The sequence below is a fragment of the Cellulomonas sp. P1_C4 genome (assembly GCF_056406355.1).
Genome location: NZ_JBFUAI010000005.1, coordinates 203,663 through 213,168, shown reverse-complemented (window position 1 = coordinate 213,168; position 9,506 = coordinate 203,663). Strand labels below are relative to the sequence as shown.

General features: G+C 67.9%; 13 protein-coding genes. 8 read left to right on the top strand and 5 right to left on the bottom strand.

The window, feature by feature from the left end:
- Positions 1-364, top strand: a 364-nt coding sequence (locus AC1DYZ_RS05645) for a DUF5597 domain-containing protein (protein ID WP_477064221.1), incomplete at its 5' end; no start/stop codon positions are given.
- A gap of 30 nt (positions 365-394) precedes the next feature.
- Here the strand turns inward: AC1DYZ_RS05645 and AC1DYZ_RS05640 are convergent.
- The 3 genes from AC1DYZ_RS05640 to AC1DYZ_RS05630 all read right to left on the bottom strand — a co-directional run bounded on the left by AC1DYZ_RS05640 (position 395) and on the right by AC1DYZ_RS05630 (position 2,376).
- Positions 395-835: a nucleotidyl transferase AbiEii/AbiGii toxin family protein gene (locus AC1DYZ_RS05640; RefSeq protein ID WP_477064220.1), complete on the bottom strand. Its 441-nt coding sequence runs from the start codon at positions 833-835 to the stop codon at positions 395-397.
- The gene (locus AC1DYZ_RS05635) at positions 832-1,497 is read right to left on the bottom strand and encodes a type IV toxin-antitoxin system AbiEi family antitoxin (RefSeq protein WP_477064219.1); all 666 of its coding nucleotides are present in this window, start codon (positions 1,495-1,497) and stop codon (positions 832-834) included. The genes AC1DYZ_RS05640 and AC1DYZ_RS05635 overlap by 4 nt, the downstream gene beginning before the upstream one ends.
- 111 nt (positions 1,498-1,608) lie before the next feature.
- Entirely contained in the window at positions 1,609-2,376 is a 768-nt protein-coding gene (locus AC1DYZ_RS05630; protein WP_477064218.1) for an SDR family NAD(P)-dependent oxidoreductase, read from the bottom strand.
- A gap of 322 nt (positions 2,377-2,698) precedes the next feature.
- Between AC1DYZ_RS05630 and AC1DYZ_RS05625 the strand changes: the two genes are divergently transcribed.
- From AC1DYZ_RS05625 to AC1DYZ_RS05615, 3 genes are read left to right on the top strand one after another with little or no spacing between them, the layout of a single operon-like run.
- Entirely contained in the window at positions 2,699-2,872 is a 174-nt protein-coding gene (locus AC1DYZ_RS05625; RefSeq protein ID WP_477064217.1) for an IS3 family transposase, read from the top strand.
- Positions 2,869-3,210: a hypothetical protein gene (locus AC1DYZ_RS05620; protein WP_477064216.1), complete on the top strand. Its 342-nt coding sequence runs from the start codon at positions 2,869-2,871 to the stop codon at positions 3,208-3,210. The genes AC1DYZ_RS05625 and AC1DYZ_RS05620 overlap by 4 nt, the downstream gene beginning before the upstream one ends.
- Positions 3,207-3,869, top strand: coding sequence for a hypothetical protein (locus tag AC1DYZ_RS05615; RefSeq protein WP_477064215.1), 663 nt, complete (start codon positions 3,207-3,209; stop codon positions 3,867-3,869). The genes AC1DYZ_RS05620 and AC1DYZ_RS05615 overlap by 4 nt, the downstream gene beginning before the upstream one ends.
- Before the next feature lie 435 nt (positions 3,870-4,304).
- Here the strand turns inward: AC1DYZ_RS05615 and AC1DYZ_RS05610 are convergent, their stop codons facing one another.
- Together AC1DYZ_RS05610 and AC1DYZ_RS05605 are read right to left on the bottom strand one after the other, a co-directional pair.
- Positions 4,305-4,820, bottom strand: coding sequence for a hypothetical protein (locus tag AC1DYZ_RS05610; RefSeq protein ID WP_477064214.1), 516 nt, complete (start codon positions 4,818-4,820; stop codon positions 4,305-4,307).
- Positions 4,821-5,640: 820 nt separating this feature from the next.
- The gene (locus tag AC1DYZ_RS05605; protein WP_477064213.1) at positions 5,641-6,312 is read right to left on the bottom strand and encodes an NUDIX hydrolase; all 672 of its coding nucleotides are present in this window, start codon (positions 6,310-6,312) and stop codon (positions 5,641-5,643) included.
- A 123-nt stretch (positions 6,313-6,435) separates the two neighbouring features.
- On the opposite strand from AC1DYZ_RS05605, the gene AC1DYZ_RS05600 reads away from it, so the two are divergent.
- The 4 genes from AC1DYZ_RS05600 (at position 6,436) to AC1DYZ_RS05585 (ending at position 9,292) form a co-directional block, all read left to right on the top strand.
- Complete coding sequence (locus tag AC1DYZ_RS05600) at positions 6,436-6,774, top strand: hypothetical protein (RefSeq protein ID WP_477064212.1); 339 nt, start codon at positions 6,436-6,438, stop codon at positions 6,772-6,774.
- Positions 6,771-7,232, top strand: coding sequence for a 5' nucleotidase, NT5C type (locus tag AC1DYZ_RS05595; RefSeq protein WP_477064211.1), 462 nt, complete (start codon positions 6,771-6,773; stop codon positions 7,230-7,232). The genes AC1DYZ_RS05600 and AC1DYZ_RS05595 overlap by 4 nt, the downstream gene beginning before the upstream one ends.
- Positions 7,229-7,750: an HD domain-containing protein gene (locus AC1DYZ_RS05590; protein ID WP_477064210.1), complete on the top strand. Its 522-nt coding sequence runs from the start codon at positions 7,229-7,231 to the stop codon at positions 7,748-7,750. The genes AC1DYZ_RS05595 and AC1DYZ_RS05590 overlap by 4 nt, the downstream gene beginning before the upstream one ends.
- Before the next feature lie 102 nt (positions 7,751-7,852).
- Positions 7,853-9,292: an ADP-ribosylglycohydrolase family protein gene (locus AC1DYZ_RS05585; RefSeq protein WP_477064209.1), complete on the top strand. Its 1,440-nt coding sequence runs from the start codon at positions 7,853-7,855 to the stop codon at positions 9,290-9,292.
- The last annotated feature ends 214 nt before the right edge of the window (positions 9,293-9,506 follow it).

The window sequence follows — 9,506 nt, the reverse complement described above, 5'->3', positions numbered from 1 at the left end:
GCTCGATGCGGGTGTCCGACTGCCCGAGCCAGCCCCGCTTCCCGACGAGACTCTGCCGACCGCCCACGCACCCTCCCCCGCAGACTCGCGTCCGTTCGGAATCGTCCTGCACACCGGAGACCACGAATACATCGCCCTGGGACGCCAGGCGATGATCGACTTCAGTCGGGAGGAATCCTTGCTCGAGATCGACAGCGTGGGGGAGCTTCGCCTTCACGACGGCGCCTGGGCCGAGGATCGCATCCTCAACGGAGACGAACGACTGATGATCCTCGGCCCACACGGAGTGTCGGCCGTGAAGATCACGGTCTGTGCAGGTCAGAGGCGCAGGGATTATGGAGGGGGCGGGAATCGAAAGCGTTGAGAGCCGTCTGAAACGGTAGCGCTGGGGCCGCTACCTGCGGGTTTGCTCGCGAGCGAGTAGAGCGCATCTCGTCGGTTCGGGCCCGGACGGCCGTTCGTGTCGACGAGCTGGAACTTGATGACGGCGCCGGTTCCGGTCGTGAGCATGACGGCCTCGGCATCGCGTGCGTCTCGCGGGTCCTTCGACCACTGCACGCCCAGGAACGGCTTGGCAACGTCCGCGTCGACGGCGGCGGACCAGAGCGTCGGCACGCTCGCGGCGGCGGCCGATCACCATCAGGTCGACATCTTCGCTCAGTCGAGCATCGGGCAGCCATGTACGCGACAGAGCGGTGCCGCCGTAGAAGATGAAGCGGTCCTGGGCTCGTCGCGATATCGACCCAAGAACGTGCGAGATCACGTGGTCACGCCGTACCTGTTCCAAGTCGACGCCGAAACGGTCGGCGACGTCGTAGATCGCCGACTCGGTCATTGCTGGACCTCACGCCGAACGCGCGCGAGCACCGGCTCCGCCACGGTTCGTCCCCGCTGCTTCGCTGCCAGCGCCGCGACCCGGTCCCAGTCGACGTTCCGCGCGAGCGCCAGCATCGCTGCGTGCTGGTCGGCCTTGTTGAGCGTGCGGTCGCGCGCGAGATCGACGAGGGTCTGCTCCGGCGTCGTGATCAGCGCGACCCCGAGCTCCGTCGCGACAGGCTGGGTGTCGACGGCGTCCATGTCACGGCGGACAAAATGGATGACCGCGTCGCGCCGGTCGGTAAGCGGCACATCGCGGTGGCGCCGTGGCGCGGCAACCGTGGCATGGCCACGCGCACGGGGTGCGGCCCCGAGAAGTCGGGCAGCGGTCATTCCCATCAGAACCGCGACGCGGTCGCCGAAGATTGCCGTGGCCACCGCGGCAGCCGCAGCCTCCAGCCCTGGCCGCCACCTCGTTTGGTCGTGCGCATCGTCTGGCACAGCGACGTACGTGCCGTAGGCAATCTTGTGGACCTCACCCTTCGCGGCACGGTCGCGCAGGACGGCCCGTGGATTGACGTAGTGCTGCTCGAGATCGGCCGGTCTGACAGTCCGCATCGGGCGCACAGCGAGGCGGGTCTTGTCGTGTCGGMCGTCCTCCCGCCTATCCACCTGAACCATGCTCAAAGTGTAGCCCGCGTCAATACACTCTGAACGAAATTGACCATACAGTCCGCGGCTCTTCGTTGCCGCGAACCCGACGGCTGGGGGTGGTCTTGGCCGTCACGACCTTCAGAACACGCTGTATCCGCCGTCGATGGTGAGCACAGAGCCTGTCATGAAGCTCGACGCGTCGCTCGCCAGGAAGACGATGGCCGGCCCGAGCTCGTCCGGCTCGCCGGCGCGCTGCTGAGGCGCGTCCTCGATCCAGTACCGCCGGAACTGCGGCTGGTCCACCGGCGCCATGTCGGTGTGCATGTAGCCCGGGGCGATCGCGTTGACGCGCACGTTCGCCGGCGCCCACTCGGCTGCCAGGCTGCGCGTGAGGTGGTGCACCGCCGCCTTCGACGCGTTGTAGGCGGGCTGCCATTGGGGCCGGTTGACGATCGACGCCGACATCGAGCCCACGTTGACGATCGAACCGCCGCCGGACTCGATCATGTGGCGCCCGAAGACCTGGCTAGCGATCCACAGCCCGTCGAGGTTGACGCTCATCACCTCGCGCCACTCCTCGTCGGAGACGTCGAGGGCGGGCTTGTGGATGCACGTCCCAGCGTTGTTGATGAGCACGTCGACCCGCCCGAAGGCCTCGACGGTGCGGTCGAGCACCCGCTCCACGTCCGTCCGGACCGTGACGTCGCCGAGGACGGTGACGGAGCGGCCGCCGACGGCCGCCAGCTCCCGCTCCACCTCGGCTGCCGCGGCACCGTCGCGCCCGACGATCGCGACGTTCGCGCCCGCCTCGGCCAGCGCCCGGGCGAACGCCCTCCCCAGGCCGCGAGTGGAGCCTGTCACCACCGCCGTCCGGCCCTCCAGGCTGAAGCGGTCCATCACGGTCATCGCGCTCCTCCTCCGGCGTCGGGCCTGCGAACGGTGCGGATGCACGCTCTGCTGCCGCGGCCGACTCTGCCGGACACCGCTCACGAACGCCAGGAGAGACCCGCCCAGCGCTCGCCCGACGCCGGTGGCAGCCGCGGGCCTGCTGGCGCGCCGCGCAGGGCGCAGGGGGTGCAAGCCCGTCGAGCGACTGTTCCCCGACGTCTGGAGAACACCAGCTCGCCAACCGAGTCGCACTTGGGCGTTACGTCGGCATAGTCCAGCCCTTGGAGTTCGTATCGCCTGGCCGTCCGCGACGTCGGCATCACAGTCGCTCTAGTCCACCATGCAGCGCGAGCTCCTGGACCGGCGCTCCTGGGCCAACCGCGAGGAGCTCGCCTCGGCGATCTTCGAATGGATCGAAGGCTTCTACAACCCGCTCCGACGCCACTCCGGCCTCGGCTACCGGTCCCCGAACGAGTTCGAGGACCTACACACCGCCGCGACCGCGGCGGCATGATCACCACACCGCAACTGGCCGGGAAACCGGGTCAGGCTCCCGGTACAGCACTGGGCAAGTCCACACCGAAGCAGCAAAGATGTGCACGAGATGCACAGGCGAAGGGTCCACCGATGACCGCTTACGGCAGAGCACACGGGTACTACGTGTACGAGCATGAGGCCGGAGACGAGAGCTACTACTACATGGGCACCGATCCACCGAAGGACCAGTACCTCCTTGTCAACGGAGCATGGGAGCCGCTGACCGACGGCTGGTACCTGATGGACATGATCATCGGAGGAAACGTCAACCTCAGCAGCCCGAGCCCCACCCGCAAGACGGCGTCCCGCCCGTGACCGGCGAACCGCGGACCGCAGCTACCGAGTTGAACGGGTTGCTCGAGCCGGCTGTGCCGGCCACGCCACCGCCGGAAGACACTCCGTCCGCGGATGCACCATCCCCGCGACCGTCTGGCGACGCACTGTGGGATCTGGCTCTGGCGACATTGGCGGAGTCCGACACCCACCCCTTCCTGTCCCCGGAGTACATGAGACTCGGCGGCGACGCCCGAGAGCTGCTCGTGAAAGCACACCGGGCACTGGAAGCAACTAACCCGCAGAAAGCCGCACTGGCGGAGAAGTACGCAGCCGACATCGACCTGTTCTTGTCCCAGCCGTGGCCGGAGAACCCCGACGAGGTGGAGACCGACCTGAACAGCCCTGACGCACCATCGGGGGTCATTCCGGTGCTGCGGGCCGAAAGCGCTGCAGAGCAAATGGAGCGGCCGAGAACCTGGGGCGCTTCACTTCGAGGAGGCAACGTGACCGGCAACTGGTGGGCCAGATGGCCCAACCCGCTCGACATCGATGCGTATTACGCCGGCCCGTTCGACACCGAAGCCGAAGCGTGGGCCGCCATGCCTACATGGGCGACAGACCCGACCGACAAAGCCGGCTGGGGCAAGACCGGGATGACCTTCCAGGAGGAGGAGGGGTACGACCCATACGCACACTAGCCAGCCGCGAAACCTCCCGGCCGGACCGGGACGAGCTAACGCCGTACGCACGGGCGTCTACGTCGGGCTCGCAGGCGATCTCGGTGTCCGGCACGACGTGACACATCTGGACCAGGTGTGAATCGTCGACCCTCGCGAGTTGGCTCTGCACCGGCGGACCCCAATCGAAGCCGCGAACTCCTTACCGGCGCCGATGATCCTGCCGTTCGGGCCGCGGGCGTCCTACGCCACCGAGCGCGCCCAACGAAAAGGCGAGGCAGCCTCCGCCAGCCGCACAAAGCACCTCGGCTCGATCCCCTTGTTCGACGCCAGCGCACGACGAGTGGGCGCCGTTGGGACCGACGCCCGGCACCAATCACACATATGCAGGAGCGCATTTTCGGGGACTCGGCTGGCCCCGTAGACACCCAACCCAGCGGTTGGGCACCCAATCGGCTATACGTAGAAAGCATCCGGTAACGCGAACCTGACGAGGGCGTCGTCACGCTCAAGGATGACCCCGTCGACTTTGGGGTCGATGCGTTCCGCGATGAGTGCGAGTTGGTCAAGTGGCCCGTCGATGCTACTAATGTTGCCGCTGGGGGACGCGCCGCCGCTGCTGATTTTGTTCAGCCCATTGGGGTCCTCGCTGACCAGTCGCTCAACGACCTTGGATCCCCGTTCCCACCCCACTTCCTCGGGGAACTGCCCCCCATAGCCCTCACGCCACTCCCCAGCGTCGAACGGGTCGTCACGGGACGGCACCGGATTGTCGCCCGAGACGCAGTCTTCGACGTAGCCCTCCCAATCGCCATTCCATTCTCCCGCCGCAACATATTCGCCCAGGGTGGTCGCGTTCACGATCGCACCGTACTTCGCGGCCAATTCGGCATCTAGCACCACACCGAATATGTCGCCCTCTTGCACCGTCCCGTACACGAGCCTCAATGGCTCGAACGCTGACTCCGTCATCAAACCCCCACCTGTCTACAATCGGTCGCTTGCTTCCAGACTTGAGACTTGAAACTACTCCCTTCAGGTCGAACGGGGCCGATGGCACCGACCCATTGGTCGGGGTCGACCGAGGCTTGCACGTCGCGCCAGTGCGCTGCGGCGACGTTTCGACGGATTGCGTGTCCGGCGAAGCGGTTCGCGCGGCCCTCGCGCTGCTCGAAGTCGACCGAGCTCCGGGGAAGGGAAGATTCCAATGGACGACCGCGTGGCACCACCAGCGGAAGTCGATGCCCTCTCGGCCGACGCTCGTCGAGACCAGGACGAACGGAGCGAAGGGGCTGTTGAACGCCGCCCTGACGGCGCTGTCGCGAATGTCAGCGTTGTCACCGAAGCGAGCGCCCTAGCGCAGAGCGAAGCGCGCCGGGACGGGGATCGGAAAGCGTTACGAGCCATCGGAGACCGTTGGGCCGGCGCTGCCACCTGCGGGTTTGCCCTTGACCGCGTCGGTCGACTCTCGTCGATTCGGGCGCTGCTCCGGTCCTGCGCATGCTCGGCCGGTGGGACCGACACGCCTATGAGGCAGTGGCCGGGCTCTCGACGCCGCAGCTCGACGAGCCGATGCGGCTCGTGGCCCAGGTGGCCAACCACTCGAAGCGGATTGCGCCGGAGATGTATGAATTGAACATCCGACCGAATCCGGTGGCACGAGCGGTGAGCGGTGCTGACCTCTCGGCACACCTACGGGGAGGTCATGACTCGGCAGTCCCAGTGCTGACCTCTCGGCAGACCTGCCGGGAGGTCATGACTCGGCAGTCCGGCCTCGCTCGGCCGCCCGGACTCAGGACTTCGCGCGCAGGAACAGCTCGGCAGGCTTGCCTCGGGCGCCGCGCCGGAACTCCCCCACCGCCCGTAGGTGCGGGAGCATCGTCCTGCGGAACGTGTCGGCGACGAGCCGCTCCCCCAGGACCTGCTCGTGCATCAACCGCAGATCGCGGACAGTGAAGGGGCCGTCCGGGAGCAAGCGGGCGGGGTCCGGCCATCGTCGGTAGTCGAACCTCAGCGCTGCCACGGCTGATCGGATGATCTCGTCGTGGTCGTACTTGAGTGGCGGGAGCTCGTCGACGGGGACGAGCGCGGCCTGGTCTCGCAGGGGGATCCGGTCTGCCCGCACGGCGTCGAGGTGGGCGACGGAGACCACCCAGCCACGGTCGTCCCGGTCAGGTGCGTCGAAGACGCGCAGCTGCCGCGGGTTCAGCCCGACCACGCCGACCTTGAACTCGAGCGAGCGCAGCACGGCCAGAGCGAGCGTCTCGCCGGGGTGGACGAACGTTCCCGGCAGGCGCCACGCATCGGCATCGCCGCGTGGGTCGATCGTCCGAGTCAGGAGGACGCAGAGTCGCCCGTCGTTAGCGACGGTGATCACCGCCGTGTCCACCGCGAGCGACGGCCGCGGGTAGTCCTCGAGGGTCAGGCCCTGACTGTCGCGGTAGGGGCCCGGTCGGATCGACATGACGCCACTTTAGACGGAACTTGCGTCAATGTCGGTGGCAGGGTCCATACTGGGCTCAGGACGATAAAGGCGACTCTTGCGCAAAAGACAGGAGCCGTACAGACCAGATGGAGGTAGGGACGCATGACCCACCACGACTCAGCCAAGAACCAGGACCCGACCCTGTACTGCGTATACGTCGGCGGCCCCCGGGACGGTCTCAAGACGGGCGACCTGCCGGCGCTCATGTCCGGCAAGAAGCTGACCGGCGCGGTATCGAGGGTCCCGCTGAGCCAGCCTGCCCAGTTCAGCCTGTACGCCGTGTACGTCTGCACGGGCGACGCCCAGGTGAACGGCTTCTGGGAGTTCGGCTACGTCGGCCTGGAGGGTCCGAACGGCGAGCAGCTCGTCGCGGCCGTCCAGCCTGGTTCGGGTGCGTCGGCGTCCGCACTCTCCGCCCCGACGGCAGGAGCCCTCGCGTGAAGAAGATCGTCTACCTCGACATGGACGGCACGCTCGTCGACTTCGGGAGCGCCTTTCCCCGACTCGACCCGGGTGTGTACGAGGCGTTCACCGACAAGGACGACATCCCGGGGATCTTCGCGCTGATGGACCCGATGCCGGGCGCGATCGAGGCGGTTCACCAGCTGGCGGTGCTGTTCGACGTGTACGTGCTGTCGACGGCGCCGTGGGACAACCCGTCGGCATGGCACGACAAGGTGGCGTGGATCCGGGACCAGTTCGGGGCCGGGCAGGACAGCCCCTTGTACAAACGGGTGATTTTGTCCCACCACAAGGACCTGAACCGTGGGGACTTCCTGGTGGACGACCGTCCGTACAAGCGCGGTGCTGATCGATTCGAGGGTGAGGTCCTCCACTTCGGCTCTGACGCTTACCCGACGTGGCCCGATGTGGTCGCCTACCTGAAGGAGCGCGCGTGACCGAGATCAACCTCACCCGCTGGAGCGACGGTCCGATCGCCGAGCTGTCGACCGAGGGACGGGTCGACCAGGTCGCCCGGGCGCAAGCGATCGCCGTGATCGCGCACCACGGCCAGGTCGACAAGCTCGGCGTCGCGTACATCGGTCACCCCGCGGCTGTCGCAGCGCGGTTCGATCCGATGGAGCAGACGTTGGAGTGCTGCGCTGCGTGGCTCCACGACGTGATCGAAGACAGCGCCATCGACGCCGGCCTGCTCGCGCGTGCGGGAGTCCACGCGGAGGTGATCGAGGTCGTGGCGCTCCTGACCCGTCGAGCGGGCGACGGCGACGACTACTACCACCGCATCGCAGCGCACCCCGCGGCAAAGGCGGTGAAGATCTCCGACATCCGCCACAACACTGACCCCGACCGGACCAGGCAGCTCAGCGTCGAGTCGCGGGAGCGGCTGGCGGTGAAGTACGGGCATGCGCTCGACCTGCTGGGCGAGCCGCGATCCACGGGCTCTCCGGACGCATAAGGGCGGCCGGACACTCGATCGCGGTCTGGCACCTGTCGTGAGACCTCGACCGATCCGCTGACCTGCGCAACGACACCTGACCACCGATCTGAGGAGACACCTATGAACCTTTCGACCGGGCAGCTCGATCGTGCTGTCGGCGCTGTCCTGGCTTCCGCGGCCGGCGACGCGCTCGGGTCCCAGTACGAGTTCGGCCCTGCGCTGGACGACCAGCGGCCGGTGGAGTTCGGTGTCGGCGTCTTCGGGCACGCCGTTGGTGAGTGGACGGACGACACGTCGATGGCGATCCCGCTGCTGCAGGCGCTGGCCCGGGGTGAGTCGCTGGAGGACGCCGCTGTGCTCGGCCGGGTCGTCGACGAGTGGCTCAACTGGTCGAGGACGTCCCGCGACGTCGGCGTGCAGACGTCACGCGTCCTGCACGATCTGCAGGGCGTGATCTCGGAAGATGCCGCGCGCACCGCGGCGCGCTCGGAGCACGAGCGCACTGGTCGCACCTCCGGGAACGGCTCGCTGATGCGCACCGGACCGGTCGCGCTCGGCTTCCTGGGCGACGGACAGGAGCCGGCCCTTGTCGAGGCCGCGGCCCGGGTCGCGCAGCTGACGCACTGGGACGACGACAACGCCGATGCGTGCGCGATCTGGTGCCTCGCCATTCGGCACGCGATCCTGACCGGCGAGCTCGACGTCCGCGGACAGGTTCAATTCATCCCCGCGGCACGACGGGCACGGTGGGCGGCCCTGATCGACGAGGCGCTCGCACGTGACGTCCGGCCCCACGACTTCGCCGCCAAGAACGGCTGGGTCGTCAAGGCGTTCCAGGCCGCGCTCTCGGCTGTCGCCGGCAACTCGTCCGTCACCGGTGCGCTACAGCTGGCGATCCGCGCCGGAGGGGACACGGACACCGTCGCCGCGATCGCCGGCTCACTCGCCGGTGCGGTCCACGGCGGGACCAGCGTGCCCCTGCCGTGGCATCTGGTGCTGCACGGGTGGCCCGGCCTGCGTGCCGACGATCTGACGCGGCTCGCCGTGCTGGCCGCTCGCGGCGGAGCGGTCGACAGTCATGGCTGGCCGCTGTCGCCGCGTGAGCCGGTCTTCCCGCACAGCGATGTCCTTGAACGCCACCCGCACGACGACGGTGTGTGGATCGGTTCGATTGCCGCCCTCGACCGGTTGCGGACCGACGCTCCCGACGTCGATGCCGTCGTGTCGCTGTGCCGCGTCGGAGCCGAGCAGGTCCCCGACGAGATGCTCAGCGTTCAGGTGTGGCTGATCGACCAGCCCGGCAAGAACCTCGATGTCCAGGGAACGGTCGGCGGTGCTGCGCGCACGATCGCGGACCTGCGCGCGTCGGGCCGGACGGTCTTCGTGCACTGCGCCGAGGCGCGTTCCCGAACGGCGGCGGTTGCGGCGCTGTACGGCGCCGCCCACCGCGGCGTGCCCCTTGGGCGCGCGTGGGCTGACATCGAGGCGACCGTGCCCGGGTTCGACCCCCAGCCGTTTCTTCGCGCTGCGGTCGACGAGCTGCTGTCGAGTCGCACGTAGGCGTCTCAGCTCTCGGGCGCCTGTCGACGGGTCCGGGCCGGAATCCGCTCTCGATCCACGACGACCGCCTCGACGTCACAGACCTTGCAGCGAAACCTGTGAATGCTCCATCGGTACGGCCGGAAGATTCGCTCAGCCTTCTCGTAGGCGATGTCGATGTGCGCGCACTGCGTCACTGCGGCCTGCTCCGTCCGTCGCGGATCACTGAGGCGAC